This is a genomic window from Enterobacter chengduensis (genome assembly GCF_001984825.2).
Taxonomy (GTDB): Bacteria; Pseudomonadota; Gammaproteobacteria; order Enterobacterales; family Enterobacteriaceae; genus Enterobacter; species Enterobacter chengduensis.
In genome coordinates, this window is the sequence record NZ_CP043318.1 from 1,990,257 (window position 1) to 2,006,738 (window position 16,482).

The 16,482-nt window shown below is 57.9% G+C and carries 18 protein-coding genes; 14 read left to right on the forward strand and 4 right to left on the reverse strand.

All coding sequences use genetic code 11. From position 1 onward, the window contains the following. Positions 1 to 2 precede the first annotated feature (2 nt). Positions 3 to 926 (forward strand): Gfo/Idh/MocA family protein, encoded by a 924-nt coding sequence (locus FY206_RS09795; protein WP_032639629.1) that lies wholly within the window; start codon positions 3 to 5, stop codon positions 924 to 926. Between the two features lie 129 nt (positions 927 to 1,055). Beyond that, positions 1,056 to 2,591 (forward strand): murein biosynthesis integral membrane protein MurJ, encoded by a 1,536-nt coding sequence (gene murJ, locus FY206_RS09800; RefSeq protein WP_032639631.1) that lies wholly within the window; start codon positions 1,056 to 1,058, stop codon positions 2,589 to 2,591. A gap of 59 nt (positions 2,592 to 2,650) precedes the next feature. Here the strand turns inward: murJ and flgN are convergent, their stop codons facing one another. From flgN to flgA, 3 genes are all read right to left on the reverse strand, one after another. After that, positions 2,651 to 3,076, reverse strand: a complete 426-nt coding sequence (gene flgN, locus FY206_RS09805) for a flagella biosynthesis chaperone FlgN (protein ID WP_032639633.1) — start codon at positions 3,074 to 3,076, stop codon at positions 2,651 to 2,653. A gap of 4 nt (positions 3,077 to 3,080) precedes the next feature. Further along, complete coding sequence (gene flgM / locus FY206_RS09810; RefSeq protein WP_032639635.1) at positions 3,081 to 3,374, reverse strand: flagellar biosynthesis anti-sigma factor FlgM; 294 nt, start codon at positions 3,372 to 3,374, stop codon at positions 3,081 to 3,083. A 93-nt stretch (positions 3,375 to 3,467) separates the two neighbouring features. After that, positions 3,468 to 4,127, reverse strand: coding sequence for a flagellar basal body P-ring formation chaperone FlgA (gene flgA / locus FY206_RS09815; RefSeq protein WP_032639638.1), 660 nt, complete (start codon positions 4,125 to 4,127; stop codon positions 3,468 to 3,470). 157 nt (positions 4,128 to 4,284) lie between these two features. Here flgA and flgB point away from each other — a divergent pair, with 157 nt between their 5' ends. From flgB to flgL, 11 genes are all read left to right on the forward strand, one after another. After that, positions 4,285 to 4,701 carry a flagellar basal body rod protein FlgB gene (flgB, locus tag FY206_RS09820; protein WP_032639641.1) on the forward strand — a complete coding sequence of 139 codons (417 nt, stop codon included), beginning with the start codon at positions 4,285 to 4,287 and terminating at the stop codon, positions 4,699 to 4,701. Between the two features lie 3 nt (positions 4,702 to 4,704). After that, positions 4,705 to 5,109 (forward strand): flagellar basal body rod protein FlgC, encoded by a 405-nt coding sequence (gene flgC, locus FY206_RS09825; protein ID WP_032639643.1) that lies wholly within the window; start codon positions 4,705 to 4,707, stop codon positions 5,107 to 5,109. Positions 5,110 to 5,120: 11 nt separating this feature from the next. Further along, on the forward strand, positions 5,121 to 5,831 hold the full coding sequence (gene flgD, locus FY206_RS09830; protein ID WP_032639645.1) for a flagellar hook assembly protein FlgD: 711 nt from the start codon (positions 5,121 to 5,123) through the stop codon (positions 5,829 to 5,831). Positions 5,832 to 5,857: 26 nt separating this feature from the next. Then, positions 5,858 to 7,066, forward strand: coding sequence for a flagellar hook protein FlgE (gene flgE, locus FY206_RS09835; RefSeq protein ID WP_032639648.1), 1,209 nt, complete (start codon positions 5,858 to 5,860; stop codon positions 7,064 to 7,066). Positions 7,067 to 7,086: 20 nt separating this feature from the next. After that, positions 7,087 to 7,842 (forward strand): flagellar basal body rod protein FlgF, encoded by a 756-nt coding sequence (locus tag FY206_RS09840; protein ID WP_032639650.1) that lies wholly within the window; start codon positions 7,087 to 7,089, stop codon positions 7,840 to 7,842. An 11-nt stretch (positions 7,843 to 7,853) separates the two neighbouring features. Beyond that, positions 7,854 to 8,636: a flagellar basal-body rod protein FlgG gene (gene flgG / locus FY206_RS09845; protein ID WP_008500810.1), complete on the forward strand. Its 783-nt coding sequence runs from the start codon at positions 7,854 to 7,856 to the stop codon at positions 8,634 to 8,636. Positions 8,637 to 8,693: 57 nt separating this feature from the next. Further along, positions 8,694 to 9,392: a flagellar basal body L-ring protein FlgH gene (gene flgH, locus FY206_RS09850; RefSeq protein WP_023335267.1), complete on the forward strand. Its 699-nt coding sequence runs from the start codon at positions 8,694 to 8,696 to the stop codon at positions 9,390 to 9,392. Positions 9,393 to 9,404: 12 nt separating this feature from the next. Further along, positions 9,405 to 10,502 (forward strand): flagellar basal body P-ring protein FlgI, encoded by a 1,098-nt coding sequence (locus tag FY206_RS09855; RefSeq protein ID WP_032639652.1) that lies wholly within the window; start codon positions 9,405 to 9,407, stop codon positions 10,500 to 10,502. After that, complete coding sequence (gene flgJ / locus FY206_RS09860) at positions 10,502 to 11,455, forward strand: flagellar assembly peptidoglycan hydrolase FlgJ (protein WP_077064080.1); 954 nt, start codon at positions 10,502 to 10,504, stop codon at positions 11,453 to 11,455. The genes FY206_RS09855 and flgJ overlap by 1 nt, the downstream gene beginning before the upstream one ends. A 75-nt stretch (positions 11,456 to 11,530) precedes the next feature. Beyond that, positions 11,531 to 13,171, forward strand: coding sequence for a flagellar hook-associated protein FlgK (gene flgK, locus FY206_RS09865; RefSeq protein ID WP_032639656.1), 1,641 nt, complete (start codon positions 11,531 to 11,533; stop codon positions 13,169 to 13,171). A 14-nt stretch (positions 13,172 to 13,185) separates the two neighbouring features. Next, a complete protein-coding gene (gene flgL, locus FY206_RS09870) occupies positions 13,186 to 14,139 on the forward strand; it encodes a flagellar hook-associated protein FlgL (RefSeq protein ID WP_045890455.1) in 954 nt (317 codons plus the stop codon). Positions 14,140 to 14,213: 74 nt separating this feature from the next. Here flgL and FY206_RS09875 read toward each other — a convergent pair whose 3' ends face one another. Continuing rightward, complete coding sequence (locus tag FY206_RS09875; RefSeq protein ID WP_032639659.1) at positions 14,214 to 15,428, reverse strand: MFS transporter; 1,215 nt, start codon at positions 15,426 to 15,428, stop codon at positions 14,214 to 14,216. 145 nt (positions 15,429 to 15,573) lie between these two features. Between FY206_RS09875 and FY206_RS09880 the strand changes: the two genes are divergently transcribed. Then, the gene (locus FY206_RS09880) at positions 15,574 to 16,476 is read left to right on the forward strand and encodes a LysR family transcriptional regulator (protein WP_077064081.1); all 903 of its coding nucleotides are present in this window, start codon (positions 15,574 to 15,576) and stop codon (positions 16,474 to 16,476) included. Positions 16,477 to 16,482 lie beyond the last annotated feature (6 nt).

A 16,482-nucleotide genomic window follows, 5' to 3' on the forward strand; every position in this document is an offset into this window, starting at 1 on the left:
CATTGAAAAAATTACGCATTGGCGCGGTGGGGCTGGGTGGTATCGCGCAAAAAGCCTGGCTTCCGGTTTTAGGGGCAGCGACGGACTGGACCCTGCAAGGGGCATGGTCGCCCACCCGAGAAAAGGCAGAACGGATCTGCGACACCTGGCGCATCCCTTATGCGGCATCGCTTCAGGATCTGGCCCGCGAGTGTGATGCGGTATTTGTGCACACCTCAACGGCCACCCACTATCAGGTGGTGAGCGAGTTACTCAACGCGGGCGTCCACGTCTGCGTGGATAAACCGCTGGCGGAAAATGTTCAGGATGCCGAGCGGCTGATTGAGCTGGCGTCGCGCAAAAAACTGACGCTGATGGTGGGCTTCAACCGCCGCTTCGCGCCGCTTTATCAGCAGCTGAAGGCGCAGTCGGGCACGCTCGCTTCGCTTAGGATGGATAAGCACCGCACCGACAGCGTAGGGCCAAACGATCTGCGCTTTACGCTTCTGGATGACTATCTGCACGTTGTGGATACGGCGCTGTGGCTGAGCAACGGCGAAGCGCTGCTGAAAAGCGGTACCCTGGTGACGAACGACCAGGGGCAGATGGTCTACGCGGAACACCACTTTGCCGTTGAGCATCTTCAGATTACCACCAGCATGCACCGTCGGGCGGGAAGTCAGCGCGAATCGGTGCAGGCGGTGACCGACGGCGCGCTCTATGACATTACGGACATGCGCGAGTGGCGGGAAGAGAAGGGCAACGGCGTGGTGACGCTCCCGGCGCCGGGCTGGCAGAGCACCCTTGAGCAGCGCGGTTTCGCAGGATGCGCCCGCCACTTTATCACCTGCGTGCAAAATCAGACGGTTCCTGAAACGTCCGGCGAGCAGGCCATTATGGCCCAGCGCATTGTGGAAAGGCTCTGGCGCGAGGCCATGAGCGAATAATTCGCTGTAACATCTGCGGATAGTAATTCGTTGAAATCCGGTTAGACTAAGCGCCGCTTGTTGGCTTTGCCGGGCGGCGCTTACGCTTGTCCGGCCTATACATCCGTATGGTTCTGGAAATTCACGTTAATGAACTTATTAAAATCGCTGGCGGCCGTCAGCTCGATGACCATGTTTTCCCGCGTGCTCGGTTTTGCGCGCGACGCCATTGTGGCAAGGGTATTTGGTGCAGGGATGGCCACGGACGCTTTCTTCGTCGCGTTCAAATTGCCGAACCTGCTGCGTCGTATTTTTGCGGAAGGGGCGTTCTCCCAGGCATTCGTTCCAATCCTGGCGGAATATAAAAGCAAGCAGGGTGAGGACGCCACGCGCGTTTTTGTCTCGTATGTCTCCGGCCTGCTGACCCTGGCGCTGGCGGTGGTGACCGTCGTTGGGATGCTGGCCGCGCCCTGGGTGATTATGGTGACCGCGCCCGGTTTTGCCGATACGGCTGACAAATTTGCCCTGACCTCGCAGCTGCTGCGCATTACCTTCCCCTATATTCTGCTCATCTCGCTGGCCTCGCTGGTGGGGGCGATCCTCAATACCTGGAACCGCTTCTCGGTGCCGGCGTTTGCACCGACGTTTCTCAACGTCAGCATGATCGGTTTTGCCCTGTTCGCCGCGCCGCACTTCAATCCGCCGGTGCTGGCGCTGGCCTGGGCGGTCACCGTCGGCGGCGTGCTGCAGCTGGCGTATCAGCTGCCGCACCTGAAAAAAATCGGCATGCTGGTGCTGCCGCGCATCAATCTCAAAGATGCCGGAGCGATGCGCGTGATTAAGCAGATGGGACCCGCCATTCTCGGCGTCTCCGTCAGCCAGATCTCGCTGATTATCAACACCATCTTTGCCTCTTTCCTGGTGTCCGGCTCGGTGTCGTGGATGTACTACGCCGACCGTCTGATGGAGTTCCCGTCCGGGGTGCTGGGCGTGGCGCTGGGGACTATTCTGCTGCCGTCGCTGTCGAAAAGCTTTGCCAGCGGCAACCACGATGAATATTGCCGCCTGATGGACTGGGGTTTGCGTCTCTGCTTCCTGCTGGCCCTACCCAGCGCGGTGGCGCTGGGTATTCTGGCCAAACCGCTGACGGTATCGCTCTTCCAGTACGGCAAATTCACCGCTTTCGATGCGGCAATGACCCAGCGCGCGCTGATTGCCTACTCGGTCGGACTGATGGGGCTTATCGTGGTTAAAGTGCTGGCGCCGGGGTTCTATTCCCGTCAGGACATCAAAACGCCGGTAAAAATTGCCATCGTGACGCTGATTATGACGCAGCTGATGAACCTGGCGTTTATCGGCCCGCTGAAGCATGCCGGCCTGTCACTGTCTATTGGTCTGGCGGCCTGTCTGAACGCCGGGCTACTGTACTGGCAGCTGCGCAAGCAGGATATCTTTACGCCGCAGCCGGGCTGGGCGAGCTTCCTGGTGCGTTTGATTATTGCGGTGCTGGTGATGTCTGCGGCATTGCTCGGCATGATGTACGTCATGCCGGAGTGGTCTCAGGGCACGATGCCCTTCCGTCTGATGCGGCTGATGGCCGTGGTGGGCGTCGGGGTGGTGGCGTACTTTGCCACGCTCGCGGTGCTGGGCTTCAAGGTCAAAGAGTTTGCCCGCCGTACGGCATAAACGCCAAAAGGGGAGTTCACCTTAGGGTGCTCCCCACTGCATGATTTGTCGCTGATGCGTCAAATCGAAATCTTTTTAACTCCCGCAATACGCGCCGTCGCTGTCTGACCGTCCGCACCGTACAGTCCGGTTTCTTTATGCGGTTTCAGTACCTCAAGCGCCTGCTGATTTCGCTCAATCTGACCTTCCAGCAGCCAGCCGTTGTGCTGGTTAAGATCGCGCAGGAGCTGGGTTTTTTCGGTAATGGTCTGCCAGCGCTCAACGATATCGTCATTGGCGCTGCGCTTTGGATCTTGCTCAGCGCGACGCTGTTGCTCAAGATAATCCAGCGTTGCCAGAAGCGAACTTTTGTCTTCAGTAATACGCTGCAGCGCGCTGCCGTTGATGTGGCCGGAAGAGAGATGCTGTTGCTCAGCGTCCATTACCGTTTTCAGGTCGTTCAGGACAACCGTCATTTGGTCCAGTATTTCTGACAGTCGACTCATACGGTTAGTTACTCTGCAAGAAACTCTGAGCTTCCTGAATCAGGGCATCAGCAATCTTGCTGGTATCCATTTTCAGCTCACCGTTACGAATAGCCGTTTTCAACGCTTCAACACGTTCCATATTGATATCGTTGGTGCCTGGCTGCATCAGTTTTGCCTGGGCGTCGCTCAGGGTCACGCTGGTGCTGTTGGACGTTGACGGTTTTTCCAGACGCGTTTTCTGCGCAGGAGCGTCATTCGTTTCGCGAGGCTGTACAGCGCTTACCGGCTTCAGGGCTGATGTACGATCAATGCTCATAGTGTTGTCCTCATCGAGGGTTCGCGGCGTTTGCGCCTGACATCATCATTAATGGAATATTTATCGGCACGCGCCGCGAAATCTTTAAAAAGATTATAGGTTAATCAGAATATTCCCATCAGAATCGACGGTTCCGCTCACCACCTGGCCTGAGGACATTCTGACGCGGGCGTTTTGCGCCACCGCGGCATTGTTTAACGCTTTCCCTTCACTGTTGATGCTAAAGCCCTCTCCGTTGGCCACCACCATCACCTGTTGACCCGCTTTTACCCGCCAGGCCTGGCGCAGCATCGAGAGCTGTATCGGCTGGCCGGGTGCGACATCGCGCAGGCTCACGGCGTCCTGGGCCTGGTTCATTTCCAGCATGGTGCGGGGCGGGAGCTGATCCAGACGGCCACGCTTCAGCATCACGCTGTTCGGCTGCAGCACGCTGCCGCGCGCAATGGGCACGGCGGCAACAACATAATTGCCCGTCGCCTGAACGGCAACCTGTAAATAGCGTTTTTCACCGGCGCAGCGTGCCAGCACGTTCACATTCCCCCACAGCCGGGTGGTCCCCGTCACGCTGAATGACGGCTGGTCGCAGGTCGGGTAGAGATTCGGCGGCGTGCGCACGGTAACGTTAACCTCATCGCTAAAGCCCGCCAGCTTTTCCGCAAAGAAAGCCGTTAACCGATCCTGCAAGCCTTCAGCCCGCACCAGCGGGCTAAACAGCAAGAAAGTTGCCATCAGGCCACGTTTTAACGTTTGCATCGCAAGTTCCACCGTTTCCAGAGTTGAATGAATTCTACCTGCAGCGGTTTTGCATCAACGGAATAAATAGCGACGCATTTTGCGCTTATTCCGTCGATAGGGGAGACCGGGTGAGATTTAAGCTGTGAACTGAAATTTTGCCATCAGCGGAGGAGACATGCTCGATAAACTCGACGCCGCGTTACGTTTTCAGCAGGAAGCGCTCAATTTACGCGCCCAGCGGCAGGAGATTTTAGCCGCCAACATCGCTAACGCCGATACCCCGGGGTTTCAGGCGCGCGATATTGATTTTTCCAGTGAACTCAAAAAGGTGATGGAGCGTGGACGTGCCGAAGGAACGGGTGTTGCACTTGCCATCACATCCTCTCGCCATATTCCTGCTCAGGCGATGACCGCGCCAGCGACCGATTTACTTTACCGCATTCCCGATCAGCCCTCACTCGACGGTAACACCGTGGATATGGACCGGGAGCGTACGCAGTTTGCCGATAACAGCCTGAAATACCAGACGGGCCTGACCGTACTCGGCGGACAAATCAAAGGCATGATGAACGTCCTGCAGGGGGGGAACTGATAGATGGCCTTGTTGAATATTTTTGATATTGCCGGTTCGGCGTTAACCGCCCAGTCCAAACGTCTGAACGTGGCGGCCAGTAACCTGGCGAACGCCGACAGCGTAACCGGACCCGACGGTCAGCCCTATCGTGCCAAACAGGTTGTCTTTCAGGTCGACGCTGCGCCAGGCGTGGCGACGGGCGGCGTGAAGGTCTCTGATGTGGTTGAGAGCCAGGCGCCGGACAGGCTGGTGTATGAGCCGGGTAACCCGCTCGCGGATGCCAGCGGATACGTGAAAATGCCGAACGTAGATGTGGTGGGGGAGATGGTGAACTCCATGTCGGCATCCCGCAGCTACCAGGCCAACGTCGAAGTGCTTAATACCGTGAAGAGCATGATGCTCAAAACACTCACTCTCGGCCAGTAAAGGAGACACGCATGTCCATTGCCGTCAATGTGAACGATCCCACGAACACGGGTGTTAACAACACAAAGAGTTCGACAGGGTCTAACTCCCTGACCGGGAGTAATGCCGCCGATCTGCAGGGCAGCTTTCTGACGCTGCTAGTGGCGCAGCTGAAGAATCAGGATCCAACCAACCCAATGCAGAACAACGAACTGACCACGCAGCTTGCGCAGATCAGTACCGTCAGCGGCATTGAGAAGCTCAACACCACCCTCGGTTCCGTCTCCGGCCAGATCGACAGCGCCCAGTCTCTGCAGGCAGCCAGCCTGATTGGCCACGGGGTGATGATCCCGGGCACCACGATTCTGGCGGGTACCAGCACCACCGAAGGCAACACCACAACGACCACCACGCCGTTTGGCGTTGAACTGCAGCAGGCCGCTGACAAAGTGACCGCGACGATCACCGACTCGACCGGCGCCGTGGTTCGCACCATCGACATCGGCGAGCTGAAGGCGGGCGTTCATACCTTTACCTGGGATGGCAGCCTGACCGACGGCACGAAAGCACCAAACGGTTCCTACAAGGTGGCCATCAGCGCCAGCAATGGGACAACCCAGCTGGTGGCGCAGCCGCTGCAGTTCGCGCTGGTTCAGGGCGTAATCAAAGGAAGCGACGGCAACAAACTGGATTTGGGAACCTCGGGTTCCACCACGCTCGACGAAGTTCGGCAGATTATCTAAGCCTTAACACTTATCAGGAGTAAGTCATGGCCTTTTCTCAAGCGGTCAGCGGCCTGAATGCTGCGGCCACCAACCTGGACGTCATTGGCAACAACATCGCCAACTCCGCGACCTATGGTTTTAAATCCGGTTCTGCTTCCTTTGCAGACATGTTTGCCGGTTCCAAAGTGGGCCTGGGCGTGAAGGTTGCGGGCATCACTCAGGACTTTACCGACGGCACCACCACCAACACCGGGCGCGGCCTGGACGTTGCCATCAGCCAGAACGGTTTCTTCCGTATGGTCGATGCAAACGGCTCGGTGTTTTACAGCCGTAACGGCCAGTTCAAGCTGGACGAAAACCGTAACCTGGTAAACATGCAGGGGATGCAATTAACCGGTTATCCGGTGGCCGGGACGCCGTCAACGGTTCAGACCGGTGCGAACCCGCAGGCGATCAATATCCCGACCACGCTGATGGCGGCGAAGTCCACCACCACGGCATCCCAGCAGATTAACCTCAACTCCACCGATACCGCACCGACCACCGCCTTTGATCCGGCTAACCCGGATACCTACAACAAAAAAGGCACCGTCACCGTCTTTGACAGCCAGGGTAATGCGCACAACATGAACCTGTTTTACGTCAAGGATGCGACCCCGGCCAACTCCTGGAAAGTCTATGCCCAGGACGGCAGCGTGGCAGGCAGCACTGCGGCACTGGCCACCACGCTGACCTTTGATAATAACGGTACGTTGACCGGCGGTGGAAACATCAACATCACTACCGGGACCATCCCGGGTGCGACGCCAGCAACCTTCGCCATGAGTTTTGCTAACTCCATGCAGCAGAACACCGGTGCGAACAATATCGTGGCGACCAGCCAGAACGGCTTCAAGCCGGGCGACCTGGTGAGCTATCAGATTAACGATGACGGCACCGTAGTCGGGAACTATTCCAACGAACAGACTCAGGTGCTGGGTCAGATCGTGCTGGCAAACTTCGCCAACAACGAAGGCCTGAAGTCGGAAGGCGATAACGTCTGGTCGGCTACCCAGTCCTCCGGCGTGGCGCTGCTGGGCACGGCGGGAAGCGGCAACTTCGGTACGCTGACCAACGGCGCGCTGGAAGCCTCGAACGTGGATCTGAGTAAAGAACTGGTGAACATGATTGTCGCGCAGCGTAACTATCAGTCGAACGCGCAGACCATCAAAACCCAGGACCAGATCCTCAACACGCTGGTTAACCTGCGTTAAGCGGCTAACGGGAAAGCGCAATGGATCACGCTATATATACCGCGATGGGCGCGGCAAGTCAGACGCTCAACCAGCAGGCCGTTACCGCCAGCAACCTGGCAAACGCCTCGACGCCGGGCTTTCGCGCTCAGCTTAATGCGCTGCGCGCGGTGCCGGTGGAAGGGCTTTCCCTGCCGACCCGTACGCTGGTGACGGCATCGACCCCAGGCGCAGATATGACGCCTGGGCAGATGGACTACACCTCACGCCCGCTGGACGTTGCCCTGCAGCAGGACGGCTGGCTGGCGGTGCAAACGGCGGACGGTAGCGAAGGCTATACCCGTAACGGGAATATTCAGGTGAGCGCGACGGGCCAGCTGACGATTCAGGGGCATCCGGTAATGGGGGAAGCGGGTCCGCTGACCGTGCCGGAAGGCTCTGAGCTGACCATCGCCGCGGACGGCACTATCTCGGCGCTGAACCCGGGCGATCCGGCCAATACCGTTGCGCCAGTTGGCCGTCTGAAGCTGGTTAAAGCGGAAGCCAAAGACGTGCAGCGTGGCGACGACGGCATGTTCCGCCTGACCCAGGCGGCTCAGGCGACGCGGGGCGCCACGTTACAGCCCGACCCGAGCATCCGCGTGATGTCCGGCGTTCTCGAAGGCAGTAACGTCAAGCCGGTCGAAGCCATGACCGACATGATCGCCAGCGCCCGCCGTTTTGAAATGCAGATGAAGATCATCAGCAGCGTGGATGAAAACGCGGGCAAGGCTAACCAACTTCTGGCTATGAGTTAACAGGACTCCTTATGATCAGTTCTTTATGGATCGCGAAAACTGGCCTGGACGCCCAGCAAACCAATATGGACGTGATTGCCAACAACCTGGCAAACGTGAGCACCAATGGTTTCAAGCGTCAGCGTGCCGTTTTCGAAGATTTGCTTTATCAAACCATCCGCCAGCCGGGCGCACAGTCTTCTGAACAGACGACGCTGCCTTCCGGCCTGCAGATCGGTACCGGCGTTCGCCCGGTGGCGACCGAGCGTCTGCACAGCCAGGGCAACCTGTCTCAGACCAACAACAGCAAAGACGTGGCAATCAAAGGCCAGGGTTTCTTCCAGGTGCAGCTGCCTGACGGAACCTCTGCCTATACCCGCGACGGCTCGTTCCAGGTCGATCAGAACGGCCAGCTGGTCACCGCGGGCGGTTTCCAGGTGCAGCCTGCGATCACCATCCCGGCGAACGCCCTGAGCATCACCATCGGACGTGACGGCGTGGTGAGCGTAACCCAGCAGGGGCAGGCCGCGCCGGTTCAGGTTGGACAGCTTAACCTGACGACCTTCATGAACGATACCGGTCTGGAAAGCATTGGTGAGAACCTCTATACCGAAACGCAATCCTCCGGTACGCCAAATGAGAGCACCCCGGGCCTGAACGGCGCGGGCCTGCTGTACCAGGGCTATGTAGAAACCTCCAACGTGAACGTGGCGGAAGAGCTGGTGAATATGATCCAGGTCCAGCGCGCGTATGAAATTAACAGTAAAGCAGTGTCGACGACCGACCAGATGCTGCAGAAGCTGACGCAACTCTAAGGTGCAGTCCGGTGCGGTAAACGCCGCGCCGGCTCCCTGTTTTCGAAGATGAAGGCAATGCAAAAAAACGCGGCGTTTCGTTATCCGATACTGACTGTTCTGGCCGTCACCCTCAGCGGGTGTGCTTTGATTCCGTCTAAACCATTGGTCCAGGGTGCGACGACTGCCCAACCCGTTCCTGGCCCCGCGCCAGTGGTAAACGGCTCCATTTTCCAGACCGCGCAGCCGATTAATTACGGCTATCAGCCGCTGTTTGAAGATCGCCGCCCGCGTAATGTCGGCGATACATTGACCATTGTGCTGCAGGAAAACGTCAGCGCGAGCAAGAGCTCGTCGGCGAACGCCAGCCGCGATGGCAAAACGAATTTTGGCTTCGATACCGTCCCGCGCTACCTGCAGGGACTGTTCGGCAACGCGCGAGCAGATGTCGATGCCTCTGGCGGCAATACCTTTAACGGTAAAGGCGGTGCGAACGCCAGCAACACCTTCAGCGGCACGCTGACGGTGACGGTTGACCAGGTGCTGGTTAACGGCAACCTGCACGTTGTGGGTGAAAAACAGATCGCCATTAACCAGGGCACTGAGTTCATTCGCTTCTCGGGCGTGGTTAACCCTCGCACCATCAGCGGCACCAACACCGTTCCGTCCACCCAGGTGGCGGATGCGCGCATTGAGTACGTCGGTAACGGCTATATCAATGAAGCGCAAAATATGGGTTGGCTGCAGCGCTTCTTCCTTAACTTATCGCCGATGTAAGCGAGGTGACCCATGTTTAAATCGATCTTCGCCGTGGCGCTCGCGCTGGTGGCAACGTTTGCCCAGGCTGACCGTATTCGCGATCTCACCAGCGTTCAGGGCGTGCGCGAAAACTCCCTGATTGGCTACGGCCTGGTGGTAGGGCTGGACGGTACGGGTGACCAGACAACCCAGACGCCATTCACCACCCAAAGCCTGAACAACATGCTTTCCCAGCTCGGCATTACCGTGCCGGCGGGAACCAACATGCAGCTGAAAAACGTGGCGGCGGTCATGGTTACCGCGTCCTACCCGGCGTTTGCGCGTCAGGGGCAGACCATTGACGTGGTGGTCTCTTCAATGGGTAACGCCAAAAGCCTGCGCGGCGGTACGCTGCTGATGACCCCGCTGAAGGGCGTCGACAGCCAGGTCTATGCCCTGGCGCAGGGGAATATTCTGGTCGGCGGTGCGGGGGCATCCGCAGGCGGAAGCAGCGTGCAGGTGAACCAGCTCAACGGTGGACGAATTACCAACGGAGCGATCATTGAGCGCGAACTGCCGACCCAGTTTGGTACGGGCAATACCATCAATCTCCAGCTGAATAATGAAGACTTCACGATGGCGCAGCAGATTGCCGATACCATCAACCGCAGCCGCGGCTACGGTAATGCGACGGCACTTGATGCGCGCACCGTGCAGATCCGCACCTCAACCGGCAGCAGCAATCAGGTGCGCATGCTGGCGGATATCCAGAATATGGAAGTGAACGTTCCGGTTCAGGATGCGAAGGTGATCATCAACTCCCGTACCGGCTCGGTGGTAATGAATCGGGAAGTGTCGCTCGACAGCTGCGCCGTGGCGCAGGGGAACCTCTCCGTGACGGTAAACCGCTCCGCGAACGTGAGCCAGCCGAATACCCCATTTGGTGGGGGGCAGACGGTGGTAACCCCACAAACGCAGATCGATCTGCGCCAGAGCGGCGGGTCACTGCAGAGCGTGCGCTCCAGCGCCAACCTGAACAGCGTGGTGCGTGCCCTGAACGCCCTGGGAGCAACGCCGATGGATCTGATGTCCATCCTGCAATCGATGCAAAGCGCGGGCTGCCTGCGCGCCAAACTGGAAATCATCTAATGCTGACCGATAGCAAACTGTTGACCAGTGCAGCCTGGGACGCCCAGTCGCTCAACGAACTGAAAACCAAAGCAGGAAAAGACCCGGCGGCGAATATCCGCCCGGTCGCCCGCCAGGTGGAAGGGATGTTTGTACAGATGATGCTGAAGAGCATGCGCGAAACCCTGCCGAAAGACGGGATGTTCAGCAGCGATTCAACGCGTCTCTACACCAGCATGTATGACCAGCAGATTGCGCAGCAGATGACCGCCGGTAAAGGCCTCGGTCTGGCTGACATGATTGTCAAACAGACCGAAGCGGCGCAGGGCATTCAGCCTCAGGAGCAGCCGCAGCAGGTGCCGATGAAGTTCGACCTGGAAACGGTGACCAGTTATCAGAACCAGGCCCTGACGCAGCTGGTGCGTAAAGCCATGCCAAAAGCCACGGGCAGCGGCGATGAGCCGCTCTCGGGTGACAGCAAAGACTTCCTGGCGCAGCTTTCTCTGCCTGCGCGCCTTGCCAGCGAACAGAGCGGCGTGCCCCATCACCTGATTCTGGCCCAGGCCGCGCTAGAGTCAGGCTGGGGGCAGCGCCAGATCCGCAAGGAAAACGGTGACCCGAGCTTCAACATCTTCGGCGTGAAGGCTACCTCCAGCTGGAAGGGGCCGACAACGGAGATCACCACCACCGAATACGAGAACGGCGCGGCGGTGAAGGTGAAAGCCAAATTCCGCGTCTACAGCTCGTATCTGGAAGCCTTGTCCGATTATGTTGGCCTGCTGAGCCGAAATCCGCGCTATACCGCCGTGACGCAGGCGGCGACGGCGGAGCAGGGCGCTCAGGCGCTGCAAAACGCGGGCTACGCAACTGACCCGAACTATGCCCGCAAGCTCACCAGCATGATCCAGCAGCTGAAATCGATGGGCGAGAAGGTCAGCAAAGCCTATAGCACAGATATTGAAAATCTGTTCTGAAAGTTCTCAAGTCCCGGTGGAGGTTGCCGATAACCTTCATCAGGACTCGTGTCTGAACGTATAAAAGGAACCCCCATGTCCAGTTTGATTAACAGCGCCATGAGTGGCCTCAGTGCTGCGCAGTCGGCACTCAATACCGTCAGTAATAATATTTCAAGCTATAACGTGGCAGGTTACACCCGCCAGACCACGGTGCTGGGCGCTTCTAACAGCACGCTGACCCGCGGTGGCTGGGTGGGTAACGGGGTGTATGTCTCCGGTGTCCAGCGTGAGTATGACGCCTTCATTACCAACCAGCTGCGCGCCGCGCAGACGCAGAGCAGCGGCCTGACGACGCGCTATCAGCAGATGTCAAAAATTGACGACGTGCTCTCCGATACCACCAACTCGCTCTCCACCACCCTGCAGGACTTCTTCAAAAGCCTGCAAACCCTGGTGAGCAACGCTGAAGATCCGGCTGCACGCCAGACGGTGCTGGGTAAAGCGGACGGCCTGGTCAATCAGTTCAAAACCAACGATCAGTATCTGCGTGACCAGGATTCGCAGGTGAATACCGCGATTTCTTCCAGCGTCGATCAGATCAATAACTATGCGAAGCAGATTGCCAATCTGAACGATCAGATTTCCCGTCTGACCGGCGTCGGTGCGGGCGCATCGCCGAACGATCTGCTCGATCAGCGCGATCAGCTTGTTACCGAGCTGAACAAAATCGTGGGTGTGGAAGTCTCCGTTCAGGATAGCGGTACGTACAACATCTCTTTCGGCAACGGTTACAGCCTGGTGCAGGGCAGCAAAGCTAACCAGCTGGCGGCCGTGAAGTCCAGCGCGGATCCGTCCCGTACCACTATCGCCTATGTTGATGACGTGGCGGGAAGTGTCGAGATCCCTGAGAAGATGGTCACTACCGGCTCGTTAGGTGGGTTAATGACGTTCCGCTCTGAAGATCTGGATAAGGCCCGTAATACCCTGAACCAGATGGCGCTGGCCTTTGCTGACGCGATGAACACGCAGCATGAAGCCGGCTTTGATGCGAACGGCGACGCGGGCGGTAAACTGTTCGACTTTGGTTCGCCGGCGGTGCTTTCCAACAGCAAGAACGGCGGTTCTGCCGTTGTCACGGCTTCCGTGGCGGACAGCAAACAGGTTCAGGCAACGGACTATAAGCTGCAGTTTAACGGTACCGACTGGACCATCACCCGTTCCTCGGACAAGACCAGCTTTACGATGAGCCCGGATGCCAGCGGCAATCTGTCGTTTGATGGCCTCAGCGTCAACGTAAGCGGTTCGGCAAACGCCAAAGACAGCTTTATCGTGAAGCCGGTTTCCGATGTCATCATGAACATGGATTTGGCGATCAGCGACGAGTCTAAACTGGCCATGGCCTCTGTGCAGAACGACGGCGAAAGTGATAACCGTAACGGCCAAAAACTGCTTGATCTGCAAAACGCGAAAGTAGTGGGTGGGAATAAAACCTTCAATGATGCGTATGCCTCGCTGGTCAGTACCGTCGGAAGCACAACCGCCTCATTGAAAGTAAGCAGTGAAACCAAAGCCAACGTGGAAACGCAGTTAACCAAGCAACAGCAGTCCATCTCAGGGGTAAACCTTGACGAAGAGTATGGCAATTTGCAGCGTTATCAGCAGTATTACCTTGCGAACGCGCAGGTGTTACAAACTGCTAGCACGCTCTTCGACGCAATTATCAATATTCGCTAAGGTTGAGGTGAACAATGCGTATTAGCACCCAGATGATGTACGACCAGAATATGCGGGGGATCACCGATTCCCAGAGCAAATGGCTGAGTTACGGTGAGCAGATGACTACCGGTAAGCGCGTCAATCGTCCGTCGGACGATCCTATCGCCGCGTCGCAGGCCATTGTTCTGTCTCAGGCTCAGGCGCAGAATAGTCAATTCGATCTTGCTCGCACCTTTGCCACGCAGAAAGTATCGCTTGAGGAGAGTGTCCTTTCACAGGTTACGACGGCCATTCAGAGCGCTCAGGAAAAAGTCGTCTATGCGAGGAATGGGACATTAAGTGACAGCGATCGGGCATCTCTGGCGACGGACCTGCAAGGCATCCGGGATCAGCTGATGAACCTCGCCAACAGCACTGACGGTAATGGACGATATATCTTCGCAGGCTATAAGACGGAGAATGCCCCTTTTGACCAAACCAGCGGCAATTATATCGGTGGTTCTACTCCGGTTAATCAACAGGTGGATTCTGCGCGAAATATGCAGATCAGCCACACTGGCACAGAGGTTTTCGCCACGTTTACCAGCAATGCAACGCCGGAGCCGGGTGGTGGAACACCGGAAAAGAATTTGTTCAAGATACTGGATAACGCTATCACCTCGTTGAATACGCCCGTCGGAGACGATCAAGCAAAGGTCGATCAGGAGAATGCTGCTATTGATGCTGCGAACCGGGGGTTGCGTAACTCGCTTGATAATGTATTAACCGTACGGGCAGACTTGGGTACGAAGCTGAACGAGCTGGATAAACTGAACACGTTGAGTAGCGACCGGTCACTCTCTCAGACCAAACAAATGAGCGACCTTGTGGACGTTGACTGGAATGCGGCAATTTCCTCTTACACCATGCAGCAGGCGGCCTTGCAGGCGTCTTATAAAGCGTTTAGCGATATGCAGGGCATGTCTCTGTTCCAGCTGAACAAATAACATCTTGACCTCTTAGAGCATGTCTTGAAACTGGGCATGTTTTACTGCCCAATCCGTCTGGATTGGGCATTTTTTTATGCAACGTCTGCTGATGCGGAAGCGACACGGGCGCTTTCAATCAGACGGATTGCCAGCGCAATGGCACCGCAGACGGTCGCCAGCGCGACCACACCCGTCCAGCCCGCCAGCGAGTAGATATGGCTGCCCAACGCGGAACCCAGCGCCATTCCGATAAAGACCACCGTAAAGAGCAGGGCGTTGAGACGTCCACGCGCCTGCGGTTCAAGGCTGTACACCAGGTTCTGGTGGGCGACCAGGCTGGACTGCAGGCCCAGGTCGAACCCGACGGCGGAGAGGGCGATCAGCATCAGCTGTCCATGAACGCTCAGCGCGGGCATCAGGAACATCAGGGCGAAAGAGACGGTTACCAGGACTGCACCAAGCTGCGTGACTTTTCCTGCGCCCAGCCTGTCTGCTAACCCGCCTGCCAGCGGCGCGGCTAGCGCACCGGCGGCACCGGCAATCCCAAAACCTCCCGCGACGGCACTGCCAAGGTGATAGCGTTCCAGCAGCATGACCGCAAGCGTTGACCAGAAGGCGCTAAAGGCAATCGACAGGAAACCCTGGGCCAGCGCCGCGCGGCGCAGCGCCGGATAACGACGCCACAGATGTTCCATGGAGCGCATCAGCGCGGGGTAGCTCAGCGTGGAGTGAATCGCAAAACGGGGAAGTACGAACCACATCACCACGCCGATGAACGCAATGCTTGCCGCCGCCAGTTGGTACATGACGCGCCAGCCAAACGCTTCGCCCACCACGCCGCTCACGGTTCTTGATAATAAGATCCCCATCAGCAGACCGGTCATTACCGTGCCCACGGTTTTGCCCTGTTTACCTTCCGGCGCAAGAATGGCCGCCGCAGGGACGATATCCTGTGCCATGGTGGCGGCCATGCCGATGAGCAGGCTTGCCAGCAGCAGAGAGTGGATCTGTCCGGTCAGGCTACAGCCAAGAAGGAACAGCGCCAGCGCCGCGCTCTTTATCAGAATTAACGTTCTGCGGTCGTGGCGATCGCCAAGCGGCAGCAGGAACAGGATGCCCAGGGCATATCCCGCCTGGGTGAGCGTTGGGACCATGCCCATGCCTTCGATACTCAGGTGAAGGTCTGCGCCCATCAGCGGCAGCAGAGGCTGGGCATAATAGATAGATGCCACGCTGAAGCCAGCCCCGATTGCCAGCATGAAGATGACCCAGCGGCTCACGGCATGGGCGGCGGTTGTTGTGTTCATAAGATGTTCCTCATTCGTCGTGTGAGGCTATTTTTTATCAGGACGCCTTGCGACGGTAGCGGGCCCGGTGGTAAAACGCTTATACGTTGAGCGTATAGATGAAAATGCGATGAAAAGAGTTGAGCGTATAGACAGGGTTGAGTTAATGCGGACGTTTGTCCGTATTGTCGAGGCCGGTTCCCTCTCTGCGGCGGCACGGCAGCTGGCCACAACCCAGGCAACGGTAAGCAGACGGTTGCAGTCGCTGGAGACCATGCTGGGCGTGCGCCTGATGTTGCGCACCACCCACACGACGCGGCTGACGGATGACGGCGAGCGCTGCTATCAGCACGCCCGTCGGGTGATTGACAGCTGGCTGGCGCTGGAAGATGAGGTGGGGCAGACGGAGGATGAGCCTGTAGGCGTGCTGCGGGTGCGGGCACCCCACGCGTTTGGTCAGGATCAGCTGCTGAAACCCGTAACCGAATTTTTGCAACGCTATCCGCAGCTTTCGATTGAGTGGATGCTCAACGATCGGTCGGCGGATTTCCTGGGGGATAACCTCGACTGCGCCATTCGGGTGGGCATGGAAGTCGATCCGGCAACCGTGTCCGTGCTGCTGGCCGAAGTGCCGCGCTCGGTGGTGGCGTCTCCGGCACTGCTGGCCCGCTTCCCGGCGGTGAATACGCCGGAAGATTTGCAACAGCTTCCCTGGATTGCGATCAGCTCATTCTACCAGCGCCACGTAGAGCTTTTTCACGATGCAACTCCTGACGCCGCGCGAGTGGCGATTACCCCACGCCTCAGCACCGACAGCCTGTATGTTGCACGCAATACGGCGCTCACCGGCCTTGGCGTGGCGGTAGTCTCCAGCTGGACGGTACAGGAGGATATTCGGGAAGGGCGGCTGGTACATTTGCTGCCGGAGTGGCAGCCGGCGGCGCTACCGGTGCACCTGGTGTATCCCTGGTCACGCTATTATCCGGCACGCTTGCGGCGTTTTCTTGAGCTGATGCGGCAGGTCATGCCGGAGGTCACCGGGATGAGAACGCCCGTGCAGCAGCCATAAAAAAAG

What these genes read in the sequence shown, in the direction of transcription:
- FY206_RS09880 (WP_077064081.1), top strand. Translation starts at nt 15,574, where the DNA reads ATGCGGACGTTTGTCCGTATTGTCGAGGCCGGTTCCCTCTCTGCGGCG.
- flgG (WP_008500810.1), top strand. Translation starts at nt 7,854, where the DNA reads ATGATCAGTTCTTTATGGATCGCGAAAACTGGCCTGGACGCCCAGCAA.
- flgJ (WP_077064080.1), top strand. Translation starts at nt 10,502, where the DNA reads ATGCTGACCGATAGCAAACTGTTGACCAGTGCAGCCTGGGACGCCCAG.
- FY206_RS09840 (WP_032639650.1), top strand. Translation starts at nt 7,087, where the DNA reads ATGGATCACGCTATATATACCGCGATGGGCGCGGCAAGTCAGACGCTC.
- flgN (WP_032639633.1), bottom strand. Translation starts at nt 3,076, where the DNA reads ATGAGTCGACTGTCAGAAATACTGGACCAAATGACGGTTGTCCTGAAC.
- flgH (WP_023335267.1), top strand. Translation starts at nt 8,694, where the DNA reads ATGCAAAAAAACGCGGCGTTTCGTTATCCGATACTGACTGTTCTGGCC.
- flgM (WP_032639635.1), bottom strand. Translation starts at nt 3,374, where the DNA reads ATGAGCATTGATCGTACATCAGCCCTGAAGCCGGTAAGCGCTGTACAG.
- murJ (WP_032639631.1), top strand. Translation starts at nt 1,056, where the DNA reads ATGAACTTATTAAAATCGCTGGCGGCCGTCAGCTCGATGACCATGTTT.
- flgL (WP_045890455.1), top strand. Translation starts at nt 13,186, where the DNA reads ATGCGTATTAGCACCCAGATGATGTACGACCAGAATATGCGGGGGATC.
- flgB (WP_032639641.1), top strand. Translation starts at nt 4,285, where the DNA reads ATGCTCGATAAACTCGACGCCGCGTTACGTTTTCAGCAGGAAGCGCTC.
- FY206_RS09875 (WP_032639659.1), bottom strand. Translation starts at nt 15,428, where the DNA reads ATGAACACAACAACCGCCGCCCATGCCGTGAGCCGCTGGGTCATCTTC.
- flgE (WP_032639648.1), top strand. Translation starts at nt 5,858, where the DNA reads ATGGCCTTTTCTCAAGCGGTCAGCGGCCTGAATGCTGCGGCCACCAAC.
- FY206_RS09855 (WP_032639652.1), top strand. Translation starts at nt 9,405, where the DNA reads ATGTTTAAATCGATCTTCGCCGTGGCGCTCGCGCTGGTGGCAACGTTT.
- flgC (WP_032639643.1), top strand. Translation starts at nt 4,705, where the DNA reads ATGGCCTTGTTGAATATTTTTGATATTGCCGGTTCGGCGTTAACCGCC.
- flgD (WP_032639645.1), top strand. Translation starts at nt 5,121, where the DNA reads ATGTCCATTGCCGTCAATGTGAACGATCCCACGAACACGGGTGTTAAC.
- flgA (WP_032639638.1), bottom strand. Translation starts at nt 4,127, where the DNA reads ATGCAAACGTTAAAACGTGGCCTGATGGCAACTTTCTTGCTGTTTAGC.
- flgK (WP_032639656.1), top strand. Translation starts at nt 11,531, where the DNA reads ATGTCCAGTTTGATTAACAGCGCCATGAGTGGCCTCAGTGCTGCGCAG.